We start from the raw sequence: 22,972 nt of genomic DNA, 5'->3' as shown, positions 1-22,972 counted from the left end.
ATCCACGTACACACATCCTATGTCTAACAGAGAACCTCCGCTTAGCGGCATCACCGTGCTGGACATGACCCGCATCATGGCGGGCCCCTGGTGCACGCAGAACCTGGCCGACCTGGGCGCCGAAGTACTGAAGATCGAACGCCCGCTATCGGGCGACGACACCCGCGGCTGGGGGCCGCCCAATCTGATGGACGCCGAAGGCCGGCGCACGCAGGAGTCGGCGTATTACCTGGCCGCCAACCGCAACAAGAAGTCGTTGGCCCTGGACATCGCAACCCAGGCTGGCGCGGACGCGGTGCGCCGGCTGGCAGCCGGATGCGACATCTTCGTCGAGAATTTCAAGGTGGGCGGCCTGCGCAAGTACGGCCTGGACTACGCCAGCCTGCGGGAGCTGAACCCGAGGCTCATCTATTGCTCCATCACGGGTTTCGGCCAGGACGGTCCCTACGCGGAAAAGCCCGGTTATGACTTCGTGATCCAGGCGCTGGGCGGTCTGATGAGCATCACTGGGGAAAAGGACGCGTTGCCTGGCGGCGGTCCGCAGAAGGCCGGCAACGCCGCCGCCGACCTGATGGCGGGCATGTACGCCACCAGCGCCATCCTCGCGGCGCTGCATGAGCGCGGCCGCAGCGGCCTGGGCCAACACATCGATATCTCCATGCTGGATTGCCAGGTGGCGGCGTTGGGCGTGCAGAACTTCAACTACTTTCTGTCGGGCGAGGTGCCCCGCCGTGAAGGCAACGCGCATGTCAACCTGGCCCCTTATCAGGTGTTCGAGGCGGCGGATGGGCATGTGGTGCTGGGCGTTGGCAACGACGGTCAGTTCCAGAAATTCTGCGCCGCGGCGGGCCGGCCCGATCTGGCTGAAGATGAGCGCTACCTGACCAATACCGGGCGCGTGCTCGCCAAGGGCGTGCTCATTCCCGAACTCGAGCGGCTGTTTCTCACGCGAGGCCGCGACGAATGGGTCGGCCTGCTGGATGCCGCAGGCGTGCCGGTAGGCGTGATCAACGACATCGCCCAGGTTCATGAGGATCCGCAGGTGCGCGCCCGCGGCCTGAAATTCTCGTTGCCGCACCCAGTCTGCGGAAGCGTGCCGCAGGTCCGCAGTCCGATGCGTTTCTCGGAAAGCCCGGTCGCCTACCGCAACGCGGCTCCCTTGCTGGGAGCCGATACGCAGAGCGTCCTGAGCGCCAGGCTCGGATGCAGCGACACTGAAATCGCGGCGCTGCAGCAGCCCGCAAGCCAGGGAGAATCGCGATGAACAGCGCAGCTGCCAATGCAGGCACCCAGAAGCAGTACTTCGACCACCTGGCGCAGGGCCGCTTCCTGATCCAGCGCTGCGCCGATTGCGCGCGGCACGTGTTCCAGCCGCGCGAAATCTGCCCACATTGCGGCAGCGAGGCGCTGACCTGGGTCGCACCGACGGGTCGGGCCATTGTCTACAGTTGCACCACTGTCGCGCGCAAGCCCGAGGCCGGCGGCGACTACAACGTTTCGCTGCTCGATCTGGAGGAGGGCGTGCGGATGATGTCCAACGTCGTGGGCATGCCGCCTGACCAGGTGCGCATCGGCATGGCCGTAAGGGCCGTAATCGGCGAACGCGACGGCGCCGCCGCCGTGTTGTTCGAGGAGGCGCAGCAATGAACTACCGGCAATTGCGGGGTAAGACGGTCATCGCCGGCGTTGGCCACTTCGGCCTCGGCCAGGCGCCGGGCTACACGGACATGGAGTTGCTGGTGCGGGCCGCCCATGCGGCGGTGCGGGATGCGGGCTTGCAGATGCGCGACATCGACGGCATCGCGACCTCCAGCGTGGCGGCCAGCATGTGGCCTATGTCCGTCATCGAGACCCTGGGCATCCGCCCCACCTACATCGATGGAACCTGCCTGGGCGGCTCCAGCTTCATGTCCTACATCCTGGCCGCGGCCCATGCGCTGGATTCGGGGCAGTGCAATGCCGTGCTGGTCTGCTACGGCAGCGCGCAGAAGACAGCTGCCGTCGGACGCTCGGCGATTGCGGCCACGCGCAAGGCGCTGGACCCTCAGCCCTACGAAATGCCGTATGAACCTTTGAATCCGCCCAGCGCCTACGCGCTGGCCGCCAGGCGCCACATGCACGAGTTTGGCACCCGGCGCGAGGATTTGGCCGAAGTTGCGGTGGCGGCGCGCCGCTGGGCGCAACTCAATCCCGAAGCATATTCGCGCGATCCACTATCAATTGATGAGGTGCTGAGCGCGCGCCGGGTATCGGATCCGCTGACTGTTCGCGATTGCTGCCTGGTGACGGATGGCGCGGGCGCCTTCGTGATGACGCGGGCCGACCGCGCCCGGGATCTGCCACAGCCTCCCGCCTACATCCTGGGCAGCGCGACCGCCGTATGGAACCGCCAGATATCCGCGATGGAGAGCCTGACCACCACCGCGGCGCGCCAGTCGGGCGCGCTGGCGTTCGAAATGGCCGGCTATCGTCCAGCCGACATCGACGTGGCGCAGCTATACGACGCCTTCACCATCAACACCATCCTGTTCCTCGAAGACCTGGGATTCTGCGCCAAGGGCGAAGGCGGGGCCTTCGTGCGCGGCGGCGGCATTGCGCCGGGTGGCAGGCTGCCGGTGAACACAAACGGGGGCGGGTTGTCCTGCGTCCATCCGGGCATGTACGGGGTGTTCCTGGTGATCGAAGCGGTGCGCCAGTTGCGCGGCCAGGCGGGCGAGCGCCAGGTCCGGGATGCGCGCCTGGCCCTGGCGCACGGCAACGGCGGCACGCTGTCCAGCCAGTCCACGGTCATCCTGGGCGCCGAGGGAACCTGCTGAGGCCCCGCCTCAGGCGGCCCGCGCGATCTCGTATATTTCCTCGATCAGGGCGGCGCGGACCGATTGCCGGTTCCATAGCAGGCCGACGCTGCGGAAGTGCTCGTCGTCCGGCAGGGGGATCTTGCGCAGCCCGGAGTCCGGGCGCAGTTCGCCTGCGCCGTCCGGCACCAGGGACACGCCCAGTCCCTGGCCTACCAGCAGCGCGATGACCTCGATGGAAGCGGTTTCGATGCGTATCTTGGGCCGTATGCTGTGCTGGCGGAAGTAGTTGGCGGCGAGCTGCCCGCCCCACAGCTTGCGGTCATAGCAGATCAGCGGATTGGCGCGCAGCAGCTGGTGCGGGTCGGTCTCGGCGAGCGAGGCCGGCGCCAGCACCACCAGCGGCTCGTCACGCACCCGGCGCCATTCCAGGTTCTTGGGCATCTGGAACTGCGGCTGCAGTATCAGTGCCGCGTCCATCTCTCCGTCGCAGATCTTGCTGTAGAGATTGACGGAATAGCCCTTGACCAGGCTGATTTCGAGATTGGGATGCCGGTCGATGAGACGCGCCAGCAGCGTGGGCATCAGCGTGGTCATGGCCGAATCGAACGCGCCCAGGGTCAGGTGGCCGAACACCACCGGCCCCTGGGACGCGGCCTTCAGGTTGCGCACCTCTTCCATGACGTGCTTGGCCTGCGCCAGGATCTGCGCGCCTTCGACCGTGGGTTTGACGGTGCGGCCGGAACGCACCACCAGCTTGAAACCCAGTTCGTCCTCGACCTTCTTGATGCGCTGATTGACCGCCGCCGGTGTCAGGCCGTTCTTGCGCGCAACCTCGGCGATCGAACCCTGCTCGATGACCTGGATGAAATTGAGCAGGAAGGTGGTGTCCATGGGCTCCCGGGCCGGCCGGTCAGCCCATCAGGCGCGCAAGTTCCGCGCCCGGATCCTTGGCGCGCATGAAGGCTTCGCCCACCAGGAAGGCGTCGACCTTGTGCTGGCGCATCAGCTGCACGTCTTCCGGCTTGAGGATGCCGCTTTCGGTCACGACGCGCTTGCCTGCGGGAATCCGGGGCAGCAGGTCCAGGGTGTTCGACAGGCTGGTCTCGAAGGTGCGCAGGTTGCGGTTGTTGATGCCGAGCAGCGGCGTCTTCATGGTCAGCGCGACGTCCAGTTCCTTGGCGTCGTGCACTTCCACCAGCACGTCCATGCCCAGTTCCATCGCCAGCGTTTCATAGTCGCGCAGTTGCGCCGGGCTGAGCGCGGCCACGATCAGCAGCACGCAGTCCGCGCCCATGGCGCGCGCGGCGATGATCTGGTAGGGATCGATCACGAAGTCCTTGCGCAGCACCGGCAGCGAGCAGGCCGCGCGCGCCTGGCGCAGATGGTCGTGGGAGCCCTGGAAGAACTGCACGTCGGTCAGCACCGACAGGCAGGCCGCGCCGTGCACCGCATAGGTGGCGGCGATTTCCGGGGGATTGAAAGGGTCGCGCAGCACGCCCTTGGACGGCGAGGCCTTCTTGATTTCGGCGATGACGCCGGGCTTGCCTTGCGAGATCTTGTCTTCGATGGCTTGGGCAAAGCCACGCACGTCCTGCCGCGCCTGCGCTTCGCGCAGGACTTCGGCTTCGCTGCGCATCTGGCGAGCGGCGGCGACTTCCTCGGCCTTGACGGCGAGGATCTTCGCGAGAATATCGTTCATTTCAGGAATTTCCGGGTATATGCGCAGAATTCTTCCAGCTTGGCTCGCGCCGCGCCGGTGGAGATAAGTTCAAATGCTAGAGCCAATGCCTCGGGAATGGAATCGGCCTTATTGCCAGCATAAATGGCGAGTCCCGCATTGAGCGCGACGATGTCGCGGGCGGTGCCCTCGACATTTTCGAGCGCCTCGATGACAAGCTCGCGCGATTGTTCGCGATTGGACACCTTGATGCTGCGGTTGGACATCATGGATAGCCCGTAGTCCTCGGGATGGATCTCATATTCGAGGACCTTTCCGTCCTTGAGTTCCCCGACCAGGGTGGCGCCGCCCAGCGAGGCCTCGTCCATGCCGTCCTTGCCGTGCACCACCAGCACGTGGCGCGAACCCAGGCGTTCCAGCACGCGCACCTGGATGCCGACCAGGTCGGGGTGGAACACGCCCATCAACTGGTTGGCGGCGCCGGCCGGATTGGTCAGCGGGCCCAGGATGTTGAAAATGGTGCGCACGGCCAGTTCCTTGCGCACGGCGGCCACGTTCTTCATGGCGCCATGGTGGGCGGGCGCGAACATGAAGCCGATGCCGGTGGCCTGGATGCACTCGGCCACCTGTTCGGGTGTCAACACCAGGTTGGCGCCCAGGGCTTCCAGCACGTCGGCGCTGCCGCTGGACGACGAGGCGCTGCGGTTGCCGTGCTTGGCGATCGGCACGCCGGCCGCCGCCGCCACGAACATGGCGGTGGTGGAAATGTTGAAGGTATGGCTGCCGTCGCCGCCGGTGCCGCACATGTCCAGCAGGTCGGCGGGGTTGGGCGTGACCACGGGCGTGGCGAATTCGCGCATGACCTGTGCGGCGGCGGTGATTTCGCCTATGGTCTCTTTCTTCACGCGCAGGCCCATCAGCAAGGCGCTTGCGATCTGCGGCGACATTTCGCCGCGCATCAGCATGCGCATGAGATGCAGCATTTCGTCGTGGAAGATTTCGCGGTGTTCAATGCAGCGCGTCAGCGCTTCGGCGGGGGAAATAGTCACGATGCGTCCTTCTTAGGCGAGGTTCAGGAAATTGCGGAGCAGGGCATGGCCGTGCTCGCTGAGCACCGACTCGGGATGGAACTGTACTCCGTATAGCGGCAGGGTCTTGTGGCGCACGCCCATGATGTCGCCGTCCGGCGCGGTCGCCGTCACGGCCAGGCAGTCGGGCAGGGTGGCGGGGTCTATGGTCAGCGAGTTGTAACGGATCACGGTGTACGGGGTGGGCAGACCGGTGAAGATGTCCGTGCCGGTATGCGAGATCTGCACGGTCTTGCCGTGCATGATCTGCTGCGCGCGCACGATGTCGCCGCCGTAGGCCGCGCCGATGGCCTGATGGCCCAGGCACACGCCCAGGATGGGCTTCTTGCCCGCGAAGGCCTGGATCACGGGCACCGAGATGCCTGCCTCGGCCGGCGAGCAGGGGCCGGGCGACACGCAGATGCGGTCCGGGTTCATGGCGGCGATCTCTTCCAGCGTGATCTGGTCGTTGCGCGCCACGCGCACGTCTTCGCCCAGTTCACCGAAGTATTGCACCAGGTTGTAGGTGAAAGAGTCGTAGTTGTCGATCATCAACAGCATTTAATTCTCCTGTGGGGCCGCCCGGCGGCCCGGATATGTCCGGTGGGGGCGGGGCCTCAGATGGGCTCGTCCAGGCCGTGCTGCACCTGTTCGGCTGCGCGCAGCACCGCGCGGGCCTTGGCTTCGGTTTCGGCCCATTCGGCTTCAGGGTTGGAATCGGCCACGATGCCGGCGGCGGCCTGCACGTACAGCGTGCCGTCCTTGATGACGCCGGTGCGGATGGCGATGGCCACGTCCATTTCGCCGCCGTAGCTCAGGTAGCCGGCCGCGCCGCCGTAGATGCCGCGGCGCACGGGTTCCAGTTCGTCGATGATCTTCATGGCCTCGACCTTGGGCGCGCCGGTCAGGGTGCCTGCGGGGAAGGACGCGCGCAGCACGTCCATGCTGCTCATGCCCGGGTTCAGCGTGCCGGTGACGTTGGACACCAGGTGCATCACGTGCGAATAGCGTTCGATCACCATGGTGTCGCTGACCTTGACCGAGCCCACCTGGGCCACGCGGCCCACGTCGTTGCGCGCCAGGTCGATCAGCATCACGTGTTCGGCCACTTCCTTGGGATCGGCCTTCAGTTCGGCGGCCAGGGCGGCGTCTTCCTCGGGCGTGCCGCCGCGCTTGCGGGTGCCGGCCAGGGGACGGATCGTGATCTGCGACTTGGGTTCGCCGTTTTCCACCACGCGTTCCTGGCGCACCAGGATTTCCGGCGACGCGCCGACCACCTGGAAGTCGCCGAAGTTCCAGAAGTACATGTAGGGGGAGGGATTGAGCGACCGCAGGGCGCGGTAGAGGGAGAGGGGGGAATCGCGGAAGGGCTTGGCGATGACCTGGCCAATCTGCACTTGCATCAGGTCGCCGGCGGCGATGTGTTCCTTGGCGCGGTGCACGGCCGCCAGATAGTCTTCCTTCTTGAAGTCGCGCCGCTCTTCGGTCTGCATGCTGGCGTGGCTGTAGGGAATTTCCACCGGGCGTCGCAGTCGGGCGCGCAGGTCGTGCAGGCGCTGCTGGGCGCGGCTGTAGGCCTCGGGCTGGCCCGGGTCCGCGTAGACCATCAGGTAGATGCGGCCGGCCAGGTTGTCGACGATGACCAGCTCGTCCACGTGCATCAGCATCAGGTCGGGCGTGCCGCCTTCCATGCCGGCGGGGAACGGCTTGACCGCCGGGCCCAGGCAGGGCTCGATGTGGCGCACGGTGTCGTAGCCGAAGTAGCCCGCCAGGCCGCCGCAGAAGCGCGGCATGCCGGGACGCAGGGCGACCTTGAAGCGGCTCTGGTATTGCTCGATGAAGGCCAGCGGATCGCCGTCATGGGTTTCGGCGACCTTGCCGTCGTGCAGCACCTCGGTGCGGGTGCCGCTGGCGCGGATCACCGTGCGGGCCGGCAGGCCGATGAAGGAATAACGGCCGAAGCGTTCGCCGCCCACCACCGACTCCATCAGGCAGGTCATGCGTCCGCCCTGGGGGCCGGCGTGCGCCAGCTTCAGGTAGATGCCCAGCGGCGTGTCCAGGTCGGCATAGGTTTCGGCGACCAGCGGGATGCGGTTGTAGCCTTGTGCGGCGAGGGCCTTGAATTCGATTTCGGTCATGTCGGGTCTCGTGAGCGATTTATCTGCTATCGGACCAGGCGCGCAACAAAAAAGCCCGGTCCAGGTTACTGGTTCCGGGCTTGGCTCTGTGTTTACACAGCTACGGCACTAGGCGGCATACGCGTCCAGGGCCGGGAGGGATCATCGCCACCCGGAAGACAAACGCCACCAGCGCCACGAGGCGCCGAGCATTTGGTTCTGGATGGAAACGTTCATTGAGCTTTGTTCAGTATTGAATTCGCGGTGAGCCGCCGTTGTTCAGGAGCCTGTTTTTGCCGCGTTCTGGTTTTGATTCCAGAGCGCGACCCACTGGGCGGCGGCGACTAGCGTGTCAACTATACCATCGACATCCAGCTCGCGCACGTCCCGGCCTTCGTTGTAACCGTAAGGCACGACCAGGACCTGGGTGCCTGCGCTGCGGCCCGCCTGCGCGTCATTGACGGAATCGCCGATGGTCACGGCTTCGTGCGGAGCGACGCCGAGCAGGTCGCAGGCATGCACCACCTGATCCGGATCGGGCTTGCGGCGCTCGCAGGTGTCGCCGCAGACCACGGCATCGAAAAAGCCCGCCAGGCCCGTGCGTTGCAGCAGCGGCAGGGTGAATTCGGTGGGCTTGTTGGTGACGACGGCCAGCTTCAGCCCTTGCTCGCGCATGAGCTTCAGGCCGTCGATGACGCCAGGGTAGATCTGCGCTTTTTCGCCATTGGACAGGTGGTAATGGCGATAGAAGGCGGCGCGGGCGACATCGAACTCGGCGGCGGTGGGGTCGGCTGCGTCCAGGCTGCCGGCCAGGCTGCGGCGCACCAGGTTGTCCACGCCCTTGCCCACGAAGGTGGCCACCACGTCTTCGCGCAGCGGCGACATGCCCAGCTCCACGCGCATGGCGTTGGCGGCGAAGGCCAGGTCGGGAATCGAATCCAGCAGGGTGCCGTCCAGGTCCAGCAGCGCGGCGCGAAAAGCGGTCATGTCGGTTCCCGGAGCTTAGATGGCGGTGGTTTCGCCGATGGCAATCTGTTCGCGCATGGACTTGATGATGCCGGCATAGTCCGGCTTGCCGAAGATGGCGGAGCCGGCCACGAAGGTATCGGCGCCGGCGCGGCGGATTTCAGCGATGTTGTCGATCTTCACGCCGCCGTCGACCTGCAGCACGATTTCCTGGCCGCCGGCCTGCGTCCAGGCGTCGATGCGCGCGCGCGCCTCGCGCAGCTTGGTCAGCGCGCCGGGGATGAAGCTCTGGCCGCCGAAGCCCGGATTCACCGACATGATCAGGATCAGGTCGATCTTGTCCATCACGTAGTCCAGGTAGGACAGCGGGGTGGCGGGGTTGAACACCAGGCCGGCCTTACAGCCGTTTTCGCGGATCAGCGACAGCGTGCGGTCCACGTGGCGGCTGGCGTCAGGGTGGAAGCTGATGTAGTCGGCGCCGGCCTTGGCGAACATCGGCACCAGGTCGTCCACCGGTTCCACCATCAGGTGCACGTCGATCGGCACCTGGACGTGGGGGCGGATGGCCGCGCACACCATCGGGCCGATGGTCAGATTGGGGACATAGTGGTTGTCCATCACGTCCACGTGGATCCAGTCGGCGCCGGCGGCGACGACGTTGCGGACTTCCTCGCCCAGGCGGGCGAAGTCGGCCGACAGGATGCTGGGGGTGATGCGGGTGGAAGCCTGTTGGGTAGACATGATGTTCGGGATCGGGGAGGGCATAATGTGCCATTATTGCAGTTTGAGGCGCGGTACCGGGAATGGCCCGGCCCGGCGGGTCCGGGAACCGCGTCTTTTCCAGCGTCCGGCGCCGTACCACGGCCGCCCGCCAGCACCACACAGGGAAGGACTGTGAAACCTTACGACCTGAGCGTCTCTGTCTCTCCGCGCTTCGTGCCTGAACAGTCCGATCCTGGCGAACAGCAGTTCGTGTTCGCCTATACCGTCCGCATCACCAATACCGGCGAGCATCCCGCCCAGGTGATCAGCCGCCACTGGATCATCACCGATGGCAACCAGCGCGTGCAGGAAGTGCGCGGGCTGGGCATCGTGGGCCAGCAGCCCTTGCTCGCGCCCGGCGAAACCTTCGAGTACACCAGCGGCTGTCCCCTGCCCACGCCGGTGGGCACGATGCGCGGCACCTACCACTGCGTCGGCGAGAACGGCATACCGTTCGAAGTGCCGATCTCCGAATTCGTCCTGGCCATGCCGCGTACCCTGCATTGAATGGCCCGGCCATCCGTCGCACGTTTTTTCATTTGCTCATGAAGCGCATTCTCAGTCTGTCCGTGCTGTCCGTATTGCTGGCGGCATGTTCCACCCCCTCTGACATTCCTCCCGACTCCGGTTCGACCGGCATCCCCGGCCCGTCCGCGCCCGCGGCCGACGGCCCGCTGGTGGTGCCGTCGCTGGCGTCCTTGCCCGATACTCCGCCGCGTGCGCTGGCTGGCAAGTACAAGGCGGCCAACTGGGCCGAGATGCCCGGCTGGACCAACGATGACCTGTCGCGCTTCTGGCCTCTGTTCCTGCGCAATTGCCGCGGCCTGATGCGGCCGACCAGCGGCAACCTGGCCGCGCCCGCGCGCGCCACGCCGCGGGCCTGGCAGCCGGTCTGCGCGGCCGCCGCAGATCCGTCCCGCGCGCCTGCCGCGGGCGATGGCGAGGGCGTGCGCCGCTTCCTGCAGACCTATCTGCAGCCCTGGCGTCTGAACGCCGCCGACGGCAAGCCGGCCACCAACACCGTGACAGGCTATTACGAGCCCCTGGTGCGCGGCTCGCGCCGCCAGGGCGGCAGCCATCAGTGGCCGCTGTACACCGTGCCCGCGGACCTGCTGACCATCGACCTGGGCTCGATCTATCCGGAACTGGCGGGCAAGCGCGTGCGCGGCAAGCTGGACGGCAAGCGGGTGGTGCCTTATGACTCGCGCGCCGCCATCGAGTCCTCCGGCCGGCGTCCGCCTGTGCTGGTGTGGGTGGATGACCCCGTCGACAACTTCTTCCTGCAGGTGCAGGGCTCGGGCCGCGTGCAGCTGACCGACGGTCCCGATTCCGGCAAGACCATCCGCGTGGCCTATGCCGACCACAACGGCCAGCCTTACGCCTCCATCGGCCGCTGGCTGATCGACCGCGGCGAGTTGTCGGCCGACCAGGCTTCCATGCAGAACATCCGCGCCTGGGCCCAGCGCAATCCCAAGCGCGTGCCGGAAATGCTCAACGCCAACCCGGCGGTGGTGTTCTTCCGCGAAGAGGCGGTAGTCGATCCGGAACAAGGTCCCAAGGGCGCCTACGCGGTGCCGCTGGCCCCCATGCGTTCGATCGCGGTCGACGCGGGTTTCGTGCCGCTGGGCACGCCGGTGTTCCTGGCCACGACCTATCCGGCGTCCGACCGGCCGCTGCAGCGCCTGGTGCTGGCCCAGGACACGGGCACGGCCATCCGCGGCGCCGCGCGCGCCGACTTCTATTGGGGCTACGGCGACGACGCCGGCCAGCAGGCCGGCCGCATGAAGCAACGCGGCCAGATGTGGGTGCTGTGGCCGAAACAGGCTGGGGAGCCGAGCGCAAGATGAGCCATCAGATCGTCGTTTGCGGGGCCGGCATCGTCGGCCTGTCCACTGCCCTGGCGCTGGCCCGCCGCGGCCAGCGCGTGGCCGTGCTGGCGCCGCGCGCCAGCGTGCCGCCGGCCGATCCCGACCGCTACCACCCGCGCGTCTATGCCATTTCGCCCGCCAGCCAGCGTTTCCTGGCCGAGCTCGGCGTGTGGGACGCCATGCCCGCGTCCCGGCTGACGCCGGTCAACGCCATGGAAATCCACGGCGACGCCGACGGCCAGGTGAACCTGAGCGCCTGGCAGGCGGCGCTGCCGCAGCTGGCCTGGATCGTCGAGTCCGGCGAAATCGAGCGCGTGCTGATCCAGGCGGTCCGCATGTTCGGCATCCCCTGGCTGGAGGACCGCTGCACGGGTTACCGCGACGGCGCCATCGACACCGAAAGCGGCGCGCGCATCGAGGCCGAGCTGTTCGTGGGCGCCGATGGCGCGGCGTCGCCGCTGCGCGAGGCCGCCGGCCTGAAGCATGAATCCGTGTCCTACGACGACACGGGCCTGGTGGTGCACCTGGACGCTGAGCGTCCGCACCAGGGCACCGCTTTCCAGTGGTTCCGAGACGACGGCGTGCTGGCCCTGCTGCCGCTGCCCGATACCTCTGCCGGTCCGCAGGTTTCCATGGTCTGGTCCATGCGCACCGAGCTGGCCCAGGCACTGCTGGCCCTGCCGCCCGAGGAGCAGGCCGCTCGCCTCGAAACCCTGCTGGCCGACGCCGCCGAAGGCCGCCTGGGCGCGCTGAAGGTCCGCAGCAAGCTGCATGGCTTTCCCTTGACGCTGGAGCGCGCCCAGATGGTTGCGCCGGGTATCGCGCTGGCGGGCGACGCGGCCCACCGCCTGCACCCGCTGGCGGGCCAGGGGCTGAACCTGGGCCTGGGCGACGTCGAGGCGCTGGCCCGCGTGGTCGCGGGCCGCGAAGCCTATCGCTCGGCGGGCGACCTGCGCGTGCTGCACCGCTACCAGCGCGCGCGCGCCGAGCCGGTGCTGGCCATGCGCCTGGCCACTGACGGCTTGCACAAGCTGTTCGCGTCGCGGGCGACGCCGCTGGTCTGGCTGCGCAATGCCGGCATGCACTGGGTAGAGCGGGCGCCTTTGATCAAGCGCCGCCTGATAACCGGGGCCTCGGCCAACTAGGGCCGGATCGGTCCCGCGGAACCTCGCCCGCGGGCGGATTGTCTGATCCTTAGGGGGCGCCTGCCCGCAGACCGGATTCGCCCAGGCGCGGATCGGTTACCCTTTCCGCACAAGAACACGATAGATGAGTACAGGAGTACCGATGAATTTCCGCATATCCGCCACCTTGGCGGCTTGTTTCCTGGCCGCGGGCCTGGGCATGTCCGCCGGCGTGGCGGCCCAGGGCGACAAGTCTGTCTCCACCCAGTCCGTAGGGCAGCCCGCCAAGGGCGACAAGAGCTACTCCACCACCCAGGTGGCGCCGGCCGATCCCGTGGCGGACGCGGTCAAGGAGCGTTTCCGCCAGCGTTTCGACGGCATGGACGTCACGGCCGTGCGCCGCACGCCCTACGGCCTGTTCGAAGTGCAGCTGGGCATGGACCTCATCTACACGGATGAAAAAGTGACGTGGGTCATGGAAGGTCCGCTGATCGACGCCATGACGCGCCGCGACGTCACCCGCGAAACGCAGGAACGCCTGAGCGCCGTGTCGTTCGACCAGTTGCCGCTGGATCTCGCCATCAAGCAGGTCAAGGGCGACGGTTCGCGCAAGGTCGCTATCTTCGAAGACCCCAACTGCGGCTACTGCAAGCAATTGCGCAAGACGCTGGAAAACGTCGACAACATCACCGTCTACACCTTCCTCTATCCCATCCTGTCGCCCGATTCCAAGGACAAGGTGCGCGATGTGTGGTGCTCGAAGGACCCGGGCGCCACCTGGGATGACTGGATGCTGCGCGGCAAGAAGCCCGCCACCGCCAATTGCGACGTGCCCGAGGACAAGCTGCTGGCCTTGGGCCAGAAGCTGATGGTGCGCGGCACGCCGACCACGTTCTTTGCAGACGGCTCGCGCGTCAGCGGCGCCTTGCCGCTGGAGCAATTCAAAGCCCGCTTGAACTGACCGGCGCGCGGCGCCGGCCGGGAGGCTGGCGCCACAGGCGCCAAGCCCCCGGAGACAGCTTTTGAAAATCGCAATACTCGACGATTACCATGACGTAGCCAAGCGCTATGCGGATTGGACCTCGCTGGGCGGTGACGCCGAGGTGCAGATCTTCAACAACTTCATTCCCGAAGAACAGGTCGAGCCCACGCTTGAACCCTACGACGTGATTGTCGCCATGCGCGAGCGCACGCCGTTCCCCGCGGAGCGGATCCGCGCCCTGCCGAACCTGCGTCTGCTGGTCACCACCGGCATGCGCAACAACGCTATCGACATGCAGGCCTGCGCCGGGCAGGGCATCATCGTCTGCGGCGCGCCCGGCAGCGCCGACGCCAACACCGCCACGGCCGAACTGGCCTGGGCGCACATCCTGGGCCTGTTCAAGCACCTGCCGGCCGAAGACGCGGCCATGCGGCGCGGCATGTGGCAGACGGCCATGCCTGAACCATTGGCAGGCAAGCGCCTGGGCGTGCTGGGCCTGGGCAAGCTGGGCGCGGCGGTCGCCAAGGTAGGCCTGGCCTTCGGCATGGACGTGGTGGCCTGGAGCCCCAACCTGACCGACGAGCGCGCCGAGGCGGCGGGCGTGAAGCGGGTGGACAAGCACGAACTCTTCGCCACGTCCGACGTGGTCAGCCTGCATCTGATCCTGTCCGAGCGCAGCCGCCATGTGGTCGACGCGGCCGCGCTGGCCGCGATGAAACCGACCGCGTACCTGGTCAACACTTCGCGCGCCGGCCTGGTGGACCAGGAAGCCTTGATGGACGCGCTGGTGAAGTTCCGCATCGCCGGCGCCGGCCTGGACGTCTATCCCGAAGAGCCGCTGTCGCCCACGGATTCCGTGCGGGACCTGGACAACGTGATCCTGACGCCGCACCTGGGCTACGTCAGCCGCGAGAACTTCGAAGCCTTCTATCAGAATGCGCTGGAAGCGGTGAAGGCGTGGAAAGCCGGCAAGCCCATCCGCGTGCTGAACGCGTAGGCGTAGCGCCTGCAAATGAAAAAGGCTGCGCAGGGCAGCCTTTTTCATTTCTGCGCGCAGTTTTCAGCTGCGCGTGAACGTCACCTTCTTTTCGACAATGGCGCCGGGCTCCAGCGCTTGCGGCGTATCGCCACAGGCTTCGCCAGCATCTTCCTGCGGATCCTCGGCGTCGAACGCCGTGTCGCCATTGGCGTCCGGCTGGCCAGTAGGCTTCAAACCCACGAAGTCGAACAGGTCGCGGTCCATCAAGTGCGAAGGCACCACGCGCGACAGCGCGTTGAACACGTTCCACGAGCGGCCCGGATGCTGCTTGTCCCATTCCTTGATCATGCGGCCCACTTCCTTGCGCTTCAGGTTCTCTTGCGAACCGCAGAGATTGCAGGGAATGATGGGGAACTGCTTGAGCTCCGCGTAGGCGATCAGGTCGGTTTCCGGCACATAGGCCAGGGGGCGGATCACCGTGTGGCGGCCGTCATCGGACACCAGCTTGGGCGGCATGCCCTTGGCCTTGCCGCCGTAGAACAGGTTCAGGAAGAACGTGCCCAGGATGTCGTCGCGGTGATGGCCCAGCGCGATCTTGGTCGCGCCCAGTTCAGAGGCGACGCGGTACAGGATGCCGCGGCGCAGGCGCGAACAGAGCGAGCACATGGTCTTGCCCTCTTCCAGCACGCGCGTGACGATGGAATACGTATCCTGCGTCTCGATGTGGAAGGGCACGCCCAGTTCCGTCAGGTACTGCGGCAGTATGTGGTCGGGAAAGCCCGGCTGCTTCTGGTCCAGGTTGACCGCGATCAGCTCGAACTTGAAGGGGGCGCGCTTCTGCAGCTGCAGCAGGATGTCCAGGAGCGCGTAGGAATCCTTGCCGCCCGACAGGCAGACCATGACGCGGTCGCCTGCTTCGATCATGTTGTAGTCGGACAGGGCGCGCGTGGTTTCGCGGGCCAGGCGCTTGGTCAGCTTGTTGCCTTCGTGGCGGGCCTTTTCTTCGGCCTCGGTGCGAAAGCGCACCTCAGGGGTAGCGATATCGTTCATGGTCAACGCGTGATCTGGATTTCCACGCCTACCGCCGCGCAGTCGGAAAAGGCCATGGGCTTGCTGATGCGCAGGCGCAGCGCGCGGATTTCCTGGAAGTCGGCCAGCAGGCGCGCCGCGACCTGCTCCGACAGGGTTTCGATCAGGTTCACGTGCGCCTGCGTGCATTCTTCCACGATGGCCTCGCGCAGCCGGCGGTAGTCCAGCACGCTGTGGATGTCGTGGTCGTCGACCGAGCGCTGGATGTCCACGTCGAAGTCGGCGTCGACATGCAGGGGCTGGGTGGCGCGGCGCTCGTGCTCGAGGATGCCGATGCGGGCGTCGAGCGCAAGCCCGGAAAGAATGATGCGGCGTGTAGGCATGATGAAAACCTGGGTGGGGTAGCCCGGAATTGTAAGGCGACAGCGGAACGGGGGCGGCGCGCTGGCTACAATCCGGCCATGTCCGGGCGTCCGTGAGGCGCCGGCGCAGTCAATAAGGGGTGAAATGCAACAGATGCACGATTCGGTCATTGTAGGCGGCGGCCCGGCCGGCGCTTCCTGCGCCCTGTGGTTGGCGCGCCTGGGCCTGTCCCCGCTATTGGTCGAGGCTGGCCCCCGGCTGGGCGGGTTGGGCAATGACAATCCCTTCGCCGACGACTGGATCGCCGTGCTGCCGGGCGTGACCGGACAGCAGGTGGCTGCCAACATCGACGCCAGCGTGCGCGCGGCCGGCGTGCCGCTGCGCCTGGAAACCCGCGTAACCGGGGTGCGTCCCTGCAAAGGCGGCATCGAGGCGACGCTGGCAGACGCAGACGGCGCCGAATCCCTGGTGCGCGGGCGCACCCTGGTGATCGCCTCGGGCGTGCGCGCCAAGGGGCTGCCGGACCACCCGCCGGGCGCATCCTGGCCCGGCGTGCTGATCGGCCCGGGCTCGCCCATCGTGGCGCAGGACTATTCGGGCCTGTCGGTGGCGGTGCTGGGCGGGGGCGACAACGCCTTCGAAAACTACGTTTACGTGCGCAACCGCGGCGCCCGCAGCGTGCATCTCTATGCCCGCAGCGTCCGCGCCCAACAGCAATGGGTGACGCGCGCCGGCCGCGAAGGCGTGCATATCGGCCCATACAAGGTGGACCCCGCCACCCGCAGCGTGGACGGCAAGCAGTACGACCTGATCCTGGTCTTCTACGGCTGGGAGCCTCAGGCCGGCTTTGCCGACAGCCTGCACCTGGCCCGCGACGAGCGCGGCTACATCCGCACGGACTTCGCCACCGCCGAGACCAGCGTGCCCGACATCTACGCCGTGGGCGAGGTGGCGCACCGCATGCATCCCTGCGTGGTGACCTCCATGGCCGACGGCGTGGTCGCGGCCAAGGCCATCCAGCGCCGTTGGGAGCGCGGCGCGGACTAGCTCTTCAGCCTTCGAGCAGGAACTCCAGCACCGCGGCCTCGAAGGCCTGGGGCAGTTCGATGTTCGCCAAATGGACGGCCGGCAGCGTCAGCAGCCTGGCGCCGGGGATGGTTGCGGCGATCTGCTCGCCGTGGCTGGCCGCGGTGACCGTGTCGTGCTGGCCCGCGATGACCAGCGTCGGATTGGGGATCAGCGCCATGGTGCGGCGCAGGTCGAAGTCCCGCACCGCGGCGAATGCGCCCGCCAGGCCATGCTTGTCGGTGTCCAGCAGCATGGCGCGGAACGGTTCGACGGCGGGATTGCTCTGCTGCAGCCAGGCCGCGGGAAACCAGTTCTTCAGGAAGGTCTCGGCCGTTTCCGACATGTTCTCTGCCCGCAGCGTGGCGGCGATGCGCTCGTCCCATTGCGGCGCCGGTCCCAGATAGGCCGAGGTATTGCTGAGGACCAGGCGGTCGATGCGCTGCGGCGCGTGCAGGCCCAGCCATAGTCCGACGATGCCGCCCAGCGACAAGCCCAGGAAATGCGCATGCTCGACGCCCAGCCCGTCCATCAGCTCCAGCACGTCGCGGCCCAGGCGGTCCAGAGAGTAGGGGCCTTGCGGCACGCTGGACGCGCCATGGCCGCGGTAGTCGTAGCGCAGCACGCGGAAGTGGCGTGTCAGCGCGGGAATCTGCGCGTCCCACATGTGCAGGTTGGTGCCGATGGAGTTCGCCAGCACCAGCGTGGGCAGGTCCGCGCGGCCATCGTAGCGGTAGGCGATGCGGGCGCCGTCGCCGGCGGTGTAGTGGGAGATGTCTTGCATGATGATTCGCCTCTGGGTGACGGGTGTGAGGCAAATCGTAGTTGCGCGTCGTTAAAGAAAAAATTACAAAGTTCGCACAATCATTGTCGGAAAAACAGACATGAGCGAATTCACGCTGCACGATCTCCAATGCTTCGACGCGGTGGCGCGCGACGGCGGCTTCCAGGCGGCCGCGGCAACGCTGCACCGCTCGCACCCGGCGGTGTTCGCCGCCGTGGCCAAGCTGGAGCGGCAGCTGGGTCTGGCCTTGCTGGACCGCAGCGGCTACCGCGTGAGCCTGACGGCCGCGGGGCAGTCGTTCCATGCGCGCGCGCAATCGCTGCTGCGCGAGCTGACCGCCTTGCGCGCGCACGCCGAGCAACTGGCCATGGGCGAGGAAACCGAACTGCGCATCGTGATCGGCGACTTCTGTCCGCGCCCTTATGTGCTGGGTCTCTTGAGCCGCTTTTTCGCCGACTGTCAGGCCACGCGCCTGGACCTGCACTTCGAGGCCGTGTCCGGGCCTCTGGAACGCCTTTACGACGGCGAGGCCGACCTCATCTTGCATCGCGTCGACAAGAACGATGCCCGCATTGAATGGGTCGACCTGGCCAAGGTGCCTTTCGTGCCCGTGGTGGCGCCCGGCTTTCTGCGTGAGCCCGTGCCGCGTGCTATCAAGCCCGCGCTGATGCGCGACTACACGCAATGCGTCATGCGCGACACCGCCAGGCATACGCCGCCGCAGGATTACTTCACCGTGGAAGGCGCGCGCCAGTGCACGGTGGCGGACCAGCTGATGAAGAAGGAAATCATCCTGCAAGGCATGGGCTGGGGCCACATGCCGCGCTTTCTCGTCGATGAGGAACTGCGGGACGGTCGCCTGATCTCGATTGCCAACCGCCATCTGCCGGGCAGCGTCGAAGAACTGGTCGCGGCGCGGCGCACGGACCGCGCGCAGGGTCCGGTCTCGAACCGCTTGTGGCGCTACCTGCAGAATGCCGCGCCAGCTTTGCGCCGCGCCTTGGCAGCGAGCCGCAGCCGCTAAGGGAAAATACGCATGGCATAGCGCCACACGCTTCTTCAGAATGCCTTCCAGACGCAAGTTCGTCTTCAAATTTTCGCCGACTGCCAGTGTTGCCAGTCAGGCGTAGGGCAAAAAGGCCCGAGCCGGAATTTCCGGCTCGGGCCTTTTCGTTTTCCGTTTGTCCATCGCTTTTCTTCGAATGGCGTTTCGCTGCGCCGTGGGCGCAGCTTTGCCTGAAGAAACGTGGCAGGCAGCGGGCGGACGGCAGTCGTCGTGATGTGGTGGGCAAAGGCGCCTGCCCAATCCCGGGCAGTTCAGGGCTTGCGTGCAAGCCCCAGCCGGAGGCTTGCCTTCAGAAACGCACAGGAGCGCAACGATGAGCGTATACAACCGCCGCCGCTTTCTGCAGCACAGCGGCTCCATGGTCCTACTGAGCGCCGCGTCGGGGATGGCAGCCTTGCCCCGCCAGGCCTATGCCCAAGACACAGTCAAACTGGGCCTGCTGCATTCGCTGTCCGGCACCATCGCCATCGCCGAGGCGTCGCTGGTGGACGCGGAGAAGCTGGCGATCGAAGAGATCAACGCCTCGGGCGGCGTGATGGGGCGCAAGATCGAACCCGTGGTCGAAGACGGCGCGAGCGAGAATGCCGTGTTTGCCGAGAAGGCGCGCAAGCTGCTCGACCGCGACAAGGTGGCCGCCATCGTGGGCTGCTATACCTCGGCTTCGCGCAAGGCGCTGTTGCCGGTGCTCGCGCGCAGCAAAGGCTTGCTCTACTACCCCACCTATTACGAAGGCCAGGAACAGGACGCGCGGGTGTTCTATCCGTCGCAGGAAGCCACGCAGTCCGTGATCGCGGCGGTGGAGTGGATGGCGCGGGAGAAGGGCAAGACCTTTTTCCTGGTCGGCTCCGACTACATCTATCCGCGCACCTGCAACAAGATCGCCAAGCCGGCCATCGCCCGCATGAATGCCAAGGTGGTGGGCGAGGAGTACGCGCCGCTGGGCCACACCGAGTTCTCTTCCATCATCAACAAGATCAAGGCCGCCAAGCCCGAGTGCATCTACAGCACCGTGGTGGGCGGCTCGAATGTGGCGTTCTACAAGCAGCTGCGCGCGGCCGGCCTGGACGGCACGCGCGTCGTGCTGCTGTCCACCGTGGTGTCCGAAAACGAGATCGAAGGCATCGGCAAGGACAACGCGGCGGGCTACTACGCCTGCATGGGTTACTTCCAGAGCCTGCAGAATCCGGCCAACGAAAAATTCGTCAAGGCCTTCAAGGCCAAGTACGGCCAGGACCGCGTAATCGGCGACCCGATGGAGGTTGCCTACAACAGCGTGTACCTGTGGAAGCTCGGCGTGGAAAAGGCCGGTTCGTTCGATCCCGACAAGGTGATCGCCGCGTCCGCCGGGCTGACGCTCCAGGCGCCGGAGGGGACCGTGCGCGTGCACGAGACCAACCATCACGTCTGGAAGAAGGTTCGGGTGGGTAAGGCGAGGCCGGACGGGCAGTTCGACATTGTCTGGGAATCGGCCGACCTGATCGAGCCCAATCCCTTTCCGAAGCTGTAGCCCGCGCTTGCCAATGCGCGCAAGCCCTTGGCCGGCGGCCTTGCCGCCGGCGCAGCCAGGAACGTGACCATGAATATCGACATCGCGGCAATGCAGCTATTCAACGGGATCAGCCTGTTCAGCATCCTTCTGCTGATGGCGATCGGCCTGGCCGTCGTGTTCGGCCTGATGGGCGTCATCAACATGGCGCACGGCGAGCTGATGGCCATGGGCGCCTACACCACCTATCTGGTCTCGGTGGCGTTCCAGCGTTGGGCGCCGGGCTGGATGGACGTCTACCTGTTCGCGGCCATTCCGTTGGCGTTCCTGGTCACCTTCGCATTCGGCTATGTGCTGGAGCGCGGCTTCATCCGCTGGTTCTACAACCGTCCGCTGGACACGCTGCTGGCGACCTGGGGCCTGAGCCTGATCCTGCAGCAGGCCTATCGCTCGCTGTTCGGCGCGCAGGAGGTCAGCGTGCCGCTGGCCTCCTGGCTCAGCGGCGCGTGGGAGCCCACGCCCGACCTGCAGTTCCCGCTGAATCGCATCTTCATCCTGGGCCTGACGCTGCTGGTGGCGGTGGGCGTGTATCTGCTGCTTTACCGCAGCGCTTGGGGACTGCGCGTGCGCGCCGTCACCCAGAACCGCGCGATGGCGGGCGCCGTCGGCATCAACACGCGGCGCGTGGATGCGCTGACCTTCGCGCTGGGCTCCGGCCTGGCGGGCATCGCGGGCTGCGTCTTCACCATGATCGGATCGACCAACCCCGGCACGGGCCAGCTCTACATCGTGGATTCATTCATCGTCGTGGTGTTCGGCGGCGTGCAGAGCTTGCTGGGGACGGCGTTCTCCGGCCTTGCGATCGCACAGTCGCAGACCACGCTGGAGTACCTGATGAGCGGTTCGATGGCCAAGGTCACGATCCTCGTCCTGGTGATCCTGGTCCTCTATTTCCGCCCGAACGGGCTGTTCGCCAACAAGACTCGGGGGTGATGCGATGAAGACCCTGCACCGGAAAACCGAAGAGATCGCGATCCTGCTGGTCGCGGCGCTGATCCTGGCCGTCCTGCCCCTGTCGCTGGATCCGTTCCGGCTGAACCTGGTCGGCAAGTACATGGCGTTCGCCTTCGTGGCGATAGGCATCGTGCTGACCTGGGGCTATAGCGGCGTGCTGAGCCTGGGGCAAGGCATTTTCTTTGGGTTGGGCGGGTACATGATGGCCATGTTCCTGAAGCTGGAGGCGTCCGCGCCGGAGCTGCCCGACTTCATGGTGTGGAGCAGCGTGGAGAGCCTGCCTGTCTGGTGGCAACCGTTCCACTCGCTGACGTTGACGCTGCTGCTGATCGTGGTCCTGCCGGGACTGGCCTCGTACCTGTTTTCGTTGGCGATCTTCCGCAAGCGGGTCAGCGGCGTGTATTTCGCCATCGTGACCCTGGCCCTGGCGATGACGCTGACCGTGCTCATCATCGGCCAGCAGGGGGACACGGGCGGCGCCAACGGCATTACCGACTTCCGCACGCTGCTGGGCTGGGACATCGTCGGCGACGAAGGCAAGCAGGCGCTGTACTTCATCGAAGCCGGCGCACTGGTCGTGGCGATGCTGGCGGCGCTGGCCATCGTGCGCAGCCGGCTGGGCAAGATCCTGATCGCCATCCGAGACCGCGAAGATCGCGTGCGGTTCTCGGGTTACGACACCGCGCACGTAAAGGCCTGCATCTTTTGCGTGGCGGCGGTCCTGTCCTCCATCGGCGGCGCCTTCTTCACCCTGCAGGTAGGCCTGATCTCTCCGGGCGCCATTGGCGTGGTGGCGTCGATCGAGATGGTGATCTATGCGGCCGTCGGCGGCCGGCTGTCGATTCCCGGGGCCGTGGTCGGGGCCTTGCTGATCGGCTTTCTCAAGTCCTACCTGTCAGAGACGTTTCCGGAAGTCTGGCTGTATTTCCTGGGGGCCATCTTCATCGCGGTCGTCGTGGTCATGCCCAACGGCCTGGCCGGCGTGTTCGGCCAGATTCAGGCGCGCCGCGCCGCGGGGAGCGCGCGATGAGTGCCACCCTGGACCTGCAGGAGCCCGCCAGCATGGAAATGAGCAGCGACCGCCCGGCGCCCGGCGCCATCCTGAGCGTCGAGGACCTGACGGTCTCGTTCGATGGCTTTCGCGCAGTGGACGGCCTGAGCCTGCGCGTGGCGCAGGATGAGCTGCGCGTCATCATCGGCCCGAATGGCGCGGGCAAGACCACGCTGCTGGACATCATCTGCGGCAAGACCCGGCCATCGGCGGGCCGCGTTATGTTCCAGGGCCGCGATCTGGTGCGCATGGCGGAATTCGACATCGTGCGGGCCGGCGTCGGCCGCAAGTTCCAGACGCCGTCGGTCTATGAAGACCTGACGGTGCTGGAGAACTTCGAGATCTCGCTGCCGAACGCGCACGGCGTGGTGCGCTCGCTGCGGTTCCGGCGCACGGCGGAAATCCGCGAGCGTATCCAGGACATGGCCGCACAGGTGTTCCTGCAGGACCGCCTGGCGGAGAAGGCGGGCCGCCTGAGCCACGGGCAGAAGCAATGGCTGGAGATCGGCATGCTGCTGATGCAGAACCCGCAGCTGCTGTTGCTGGATGAACCCGTGGCCGGCATGAGTCCGCGCGAACGTGAACAGACGGCCGAGCTCCTGGCGCGCATCTCGCGCGGCAAGTCGATGGTGGTCATCGAGCACGACATGGATTTCGTCAAGCGCATCGCGCACAAGGTCACGGTGTTGCACCAGGGACGTTTGCTGAGCGAAGGCACGGTGGGCGAAGTGCAGGCCGACCCGCGTGTGCTGGACGTGTACCTGGGCCATTGA

The 22,972-nt window shown here is 66.4% G+C and carries 24 protein-coding genes; 14 read left to right on the top strand and 10 right to left on the bottom strand.

The genetic code is table 11. The features are described 5' to 3' along the window. The first annotated feature begins 19 nt into the window (after positions 1 to 19). The 3 genes from HV793_RS05525 to HV793_RS05515 are packed head-to-tail and all read left to right on the top strand — an operon-like array spanning position 20 to position 2,816. A complete protein-coding gene (locus HV793_RS05525; RefSeq protein ID WP_125473349.1) occupies positions 20 to 1,264 on the top strand; it encodes a CaiB/BaiF CoA transferase family protein in 1,245 nt (414 codons plus the stop codon). Beyond that, complete coding sequence (locus HV793_RS05520) at positions 1,261 to 1,647, top strand: Zn-ribbon domain-containing OB-fold protein (protein WP_054455254.1); 387 nt, start codon at positions 1,261 to 1,263, stop codon at positions 1,645 to 1,647. Before HV793_RS05525 ends, HV793_RS05520 begins: the two co-directional genes overlap by 4 nt. Beyond that, positions 1,644 to 2,816: a thiolase family protein gene (locus HV793_RS05515; protein WP_054455252.1), complete on the top strand. Its 1,173-nt coding sequence runs from the start codon at positions 1,644 to 1,646 to the stop codon at positions 2,814 to 2,816. The genes HV793_RS05520 and HV793_RS05515 overlap by 4 nt, the downstream gene beginning before the upstream one ends. A 9-nt stretch (positions 2,817 to 2,825) precedes the next feature. On the opposite strand, the gene HV793_RS05510 is transcribed toward HV793_RS05515, so the two are convergent. From HV793_RS05510 to rpe, 7 genes are all read right to left on the bottom strand, one after another. Continuing rightward, entirely contained in the window at positions 2,826 to 3,689 is an 864-nt protein-coding gene (locus HV793_RS05510; protein ID WP_054455250.1) for a LysR family transcriptional regulator, read from the bottom strand. A gap of 19 nt (positions 3,690 to 3,708) precedes the next feature. Continuing rightward, on the bottom strand, positions 3,709 to 4,497 hold the full coding sequence (gene trpC, locus HV793_RS05505; RefSeq protein WP_054455247.1) for an indole-3-glycerol phosphate synthase TrpC: 789 nt from the start codon (positions 4,495 to 4,497) through the stop codon (positions 3,709 to 3,711). After that, positions 4,494 to 5,525 (bottom strand): anthranilate phosphoribosyltransferase, encoded by a 1,032-nt coding sequence (gene trpD / locus HV793_RS05500; RefSeq protein WP_054455246.1) that lies wholly within the window; start codon positions 5,523 to 5,525, stop codon positions 4,494 to 4,496. Before trpD ends, trpC begins: the two co-directional genes overlap by 4 nt. A 12-nt stretch (positions 5,526 to 5,537) precedes the next feature. Next, entirely contained in the window at positions 5,538 to 6,104 is a 567-nt protein-coding gene (locus HV793_RS05495) for an aminodeoxychorismate/anthranilate synthase component II (RefSeq protein ID WP_054455244.1), read from the bottom strand. A gap of 56 nt (positions 6,105 to 6,160) precedes the next feature. Further along, entirely contained in the window at positions 6,161 to 7,681 is a 1,521-nt protein-coding gene (gene trpE, locus HV793_RS05490) for an anthranilate synthase component I (RefSeq protein WP_054455241.1), read from the bottom strand. 258 nt (positions 7,682 to 7,939) lie between these two features. Further along, entirely contained in the window at positions 7,940 to 8,647 is a 708-nt protein-coding gene (locus HV793_RS05485) for a phosphoglycolate phosphatase (RefSeq protein ID WP_054455239.1), read from the bottom strand. A gap of 15 nt (positions 8,648 to 8,662) precedes the next feature. Further along, the gene (rpe, locus tag HV793_RS05480; RefSeq protein WP_054455236.1) at positions 8,663 to 9,391 is read right to left on the bottom strand and encodes a ribulose-phosphate 3-epimerase; all 729 of its coding nucleotides are present in this window, start codon (positions 9,389 to 9,391) and stop codon (positions 8,663 to 8,665) included. 129 nt (positions 9,392 to 9,520) lie between these two features. Between rpe and apaG the strand changes: the two genes are divergently transcribed. The 5 genes from apaG (at position 9,521) to HV793_RS05455 (ending at position 14,359) form a co-directional block, all read left to right on the top strand. Next, on the top strand, positions 9,521 to 9,895 hold the full coding sequence (gene apaG, locus HV793_RS05475) for a Co2+/Mg2+ efflux facilitator ApaG/CorD (RefSeq protein WP_039882644.1): 375 nt from the start codon (positions 9,521 to 9,523) through the stop codon (positions 9,893 to 9,895). Between the two features lie 38 nt (positions 9,896 to 9,933). Further along, the gene (mltA, locus tag HV793_RS05470; RefSeq protein ID WP_054455234.1) at positions 9,934 to 11,235 is read left to right on the top strand and encodes a murein transglycosylase A; all 1,302 of its coding nucleotides are present in this window, start codon (positions 9,934 to 9,936) and stop codon (positions 11,233 to 11,235) included. Beyond that, positions 11,232 to 12,401 (top strand): UbiH/UbiF family hydroxylase, encoded by a 1,170-nt coding sequence (locus HV793_RS05465; RefSeq protein ID WP_054455232.1) that lies wholly within the window; start codon positions 11,232 to 11,234, stop codon positions 12,399 to 12,401. The genes mltA and HV793_RS05465 overlap by 4 nt, the downstream gene beginning before the upstream one ends. Positions 12,402 to 12,543: 142 nt before the next feature. Continuing rightward, a complete protein-coding gene (locus tag HV793_RS05460; RefSeq protein WP_054455230.1) occupies positions 12,544 to 13,341 on the top strand; it encodes a DsbC family protein in 798 nt (265 codons plus the stop codon). A gap of 61 nt (positions 13,342 to 13,402) precedes the next feature. Next, positions 13,403 to 14,359: a D-2-hydroxyacid dehydrogenase family protein gene (locus HV793_RS05455; protein WP_125473354.1), complete on the top strand. Its 957-nt coding sequence runs from the start codon at positions 13,403 to 13,405 to the stop codon at positions 14,357 to 14,359. A gap of 63 nt (positions 14,360 to 14,422) precedes the next feature. Here the strand turns inward: HV793_RS05455 and ttcA are convergent, their stop codons facing one another. Together ttcA and folB are read right to left on the bottom strand one after the other, a co-directional pair. After that, positions 14,423 to 15,391: a tRNA 2-thiocytidine(32) synthetase TtcA gene (ttcA, locus tag HV793_RS05450; protein ID WP_054455226.1), complete on the bottom strand. Its 969-nt coding sequence runs from the start codon at positions 15,389 to 15,391 to the stop codon at positions 14,423 to 14,425. Between the two features lie 2 nt (positions 15,392 to 15,393). After that, positions 15,394 to 15,753: a dihydroneopterin aldolase gene (gene folB / locus HV793_RS05445; protein WP_008164827.1), complete on the bottom strand. Its 360-nt coding sequence runs from the start codon at positions 15,751 to 15,753 to the stop codon at positions 15,394 to 15,396. Between the two features lie 124 nt (positions 15,754 to 15,877). Here folB and HV793_RS05440 point away from each other — a divergent pair, with 124 nt between their 5' ends. Continuing rightward, on the top strand, positions 15,878 to 16,780 hold the full coding sequence (locus tag HV793_RS05440) for an NAD(P)/FAD-dependent oxidoreductase (RefSeq protein WP_054455224.1): 903 nt from the start codon (positions 15,878 to 15,880) through the stop codon (positions 16,778 to 16,780). Positions 16,781 to 16,784: 4 nt separating this feature from the next. On the opposite strand, the gene pcaD is transcribed toward HV793_RS05440, so the two are convergent. After that, positions 16,785 to 17,582 carry a 3-oxoadipate enol-lactonase gene (gene pcaD / locus HV793_RS05435; protein ID WP_175212793.1) on the bottom strand — a complete coding sequence of 266 codons (798 nt, stop codon included), beginning with the start codon at positions 17,580 to 17,582 and terminating at the stop codon, positions 16,785 to 16,787. A 100-nt stretch (positions 17,583 to 17,682) separates the two neighbouring features. On the opposite strand from pcaD, the gene HV793_RS05430 reads away from it, so the two are divergent. The 5 genes from HV793_RS05430 (at position 17,683) to urtD (ending at position 22,972) form a co-directional block, all read left to right on the top strand. After that, a complete protein-coding gene (locus HV793_RS05430; protein ID WP_125473357.1) occupies positions 17,683 to 18,606 on the top strand; it encodes a LysR family transcriptional regulator in 924 nt (307 codons plus the stop codon). A gap of 355 nt (positions 18,607 to 18,961) precedes the next feature. Next, positions 18,962 to 20,155 carry an urea ABC transporter substrate-binding protein gene (gene urtA, locus HV793_RS05425; protein ID WP_175161221.1) on the top strand — a complete coding sequence of 398 codons (1,194 nt, stop codon included), beginning with the start codon at positions 18,962 to 18,964 and terminating at the stop codon, positions 20,153 to 20,155. Between the two features lie 69 nt (positions 20,156 to 20,224). Further along, positions 20,225 to 21,127: an urea ABC transporter permease subunit UrtB gene (gene urtB, locus HV793_RS05420; protein ID WP_217481756.1), complete on the top strand. Its 903-nt coding sequence runs from the start codon at positions 20,225 to 20,227 to the stop codon at positions 21,125 to 21,127. A 4-nt stretch (positions 21,128 to 21,131) separates the two neighbouring features. Beyond that, positions 21,132 to 22,178, top strand: coding sequence for an urea ABC transporter permease subunit UrtC (urtC, locus tag HV793_RS05415; protein WP_175212792.1), 1,047 nt, complete (start codon positions 21,132 to 21,134; stop codon positions 22,176 to 22,178). A gap of 32 nt (positions 22,179 to 22,210) precedes the next feature. After that, on the top strand, positions 22,211 to 22,972 hold the full coding sequence (gene urtD, locus HV793_RS05410) for an urea ABC transporter ATP-binding protein UrtD (RefSeq protein ID WP_082401110.1): 762 nt from the start codon (positions 22,211 to 22,213) through the stop codon (positions 22,970 to 22,972).

Source organism: Achromobacter aegrifaciens, assembly GCF_902859965.1.
In the GTDB taxonomy this organism is placed as follows: domain Bacteria; phylum Pseudomonadota; class Gammaproteobacteria; order Burkholderiales; family Burkholderiaceae_B; genus Achromobacter; species Achromobacter aegrifaciens.
Note: the sequence above shows the minus strand (reverse complement) of the source record. Positions and strands in the feature narration are given on the sequence as shown.

Bases quoted from the DNA above. Each gene is read 5' to 3' on its own strand.
- HV793_RS05525 (WP_125473349.1), top strand. From the start codon at position 20: ATGTCTAACAGAGAACCTCCGCTTAGCGGCATCACCGTGCTGGACATG.
- HV793_RS05520 (WP_054455254.1), top strand. From the start codon at position 1,261: ATGAACAGCGCAGCTGCCAATGCAGGCACCCAGAAGCAGTACTTCGAC.
- HV793_RS05515 (WP_054455252.1), top strand. From the start codon at position 1,644: ATGAACTACCGGCAATTGCGGGGTAAGACGGTCATCGCCGGCGTTGGC.
- HV793_RS05510 (WP_054455250.1), bottom strand. From the start codon at position 3,689: ATGGACACCACCTTCCTGCTCAATTTCATCCAGGTCATCGAGCAGGGT.
- trpC (WP_054455247.1), bottom strand. From the start codon at position 4,497: ATGAACGATATTCTCGCGAAGATCCTCGCCGTCAAGGCCGAGGAAGTC.
- HV793_RS05495 (WP_054455244.1), bottom strand. From the start codon at position 6,104: ATGCTGTTGATGATCGACAACTACGACTCTTTCACCTACAACCTGGTG.
- trpE (WP_054455241.1), bottom strand. From the start codon at position 7,681: ATGACCGAAATCGAATTCAAGGCCCTCGCCGCACAAGGCTACAACCGC.
- HV793_RS05485 (WP_054455239.1), bottom strand. From the start codon at position 8,647: ATGACCGCTTTTCGCGCCGCGCTGCTGGACCTGGACGGCACCCTGCTG.
- rpe (WP_054455236.1), bottom strand. From the start codon at position 9,391: ATGCCCTCCCCGATCCCGAACATCATGTCTACCCAACAGGCTTCCACC.
- mltA (WP_054455234.1), top strand. From the start codon at position 9,934: ATGAAGCGCATTCTCAGTCTGTCCGTGCTGTCCGTATTGCTGGCGGCA.
- HV793_RS05465 (WP_054455232.1), top strand. From the start codon at position 11,232: ATGAGCCATCAGATCGTCGTTTGCGGGGCCGGCATCGTCGGCCTGTCC.
- HV793_RS05460 (WP_054455230.1), top strand. From the start codon at position 12,544: ATGAATTTCCGCATATCCGCCACCTTGGCGGCTTGTTTCCTGGCCGCG.
- ttcA (WP_054455226.1), bottom strand. From the start codon at position 15,391: ATGAACGATATCGCTACCCCTGAGGTGCGCTTTCGCACCGAGGCCGAA.
- folB (WP_008164827.1), bottom strand. From the start codon at position 15,753: ATGCCTACACGCCGCATCATTCTTTCCGGGCTTGCGCTCGACGCCCGC.
- HV793_RS05440 (WP_054455224.1), top strand. From the start codon at position 15,878: ATGCAACAGATGCACGATTCGGTCATTGTAGGCGGCGGCCCGGCCGGC.
- pcaD (WP_175212793.1), bottom strand. From the start codon at position 17,582: ATGCAAGACATCTCCCACTACACCGCCGGCGACGGCGCCCGCATCGCC.
- HV793_RS05430 (WP_125473357.1), top strand. From the start codon at position 17,683: ATGAGCGAATTCACGCTGCACGATCTCCAATGCTTCGACGCGGTGGCG.
- urtA (WP_175161221.1), top strand. From the start codon at position 18,962: ATGAGCGTATACAACCGCCGCCGCTTTCTGCAGCACAGCGGCTCCATG.
- urtB (WP_217481756.1), top strand. From the start codon at position 20,225: ATGAATATCGACATCGCGGCAATGCAGCTATTCAACGGGATCAGCCTG.
- urtC (WP_175212792.1), top strand. From the start codon at position 21,132: ATGAAGACCCTGCACCGGAAAACCGAAGAGATCGCGATCCTGCTGGTC.
- urtD (WP_082401110.1), top strand. From the start codon at position 22,211: ATGGAAATGAGCAGCGACCGCCCGGCGCCCGGCGCCATCCTGAGCGTC.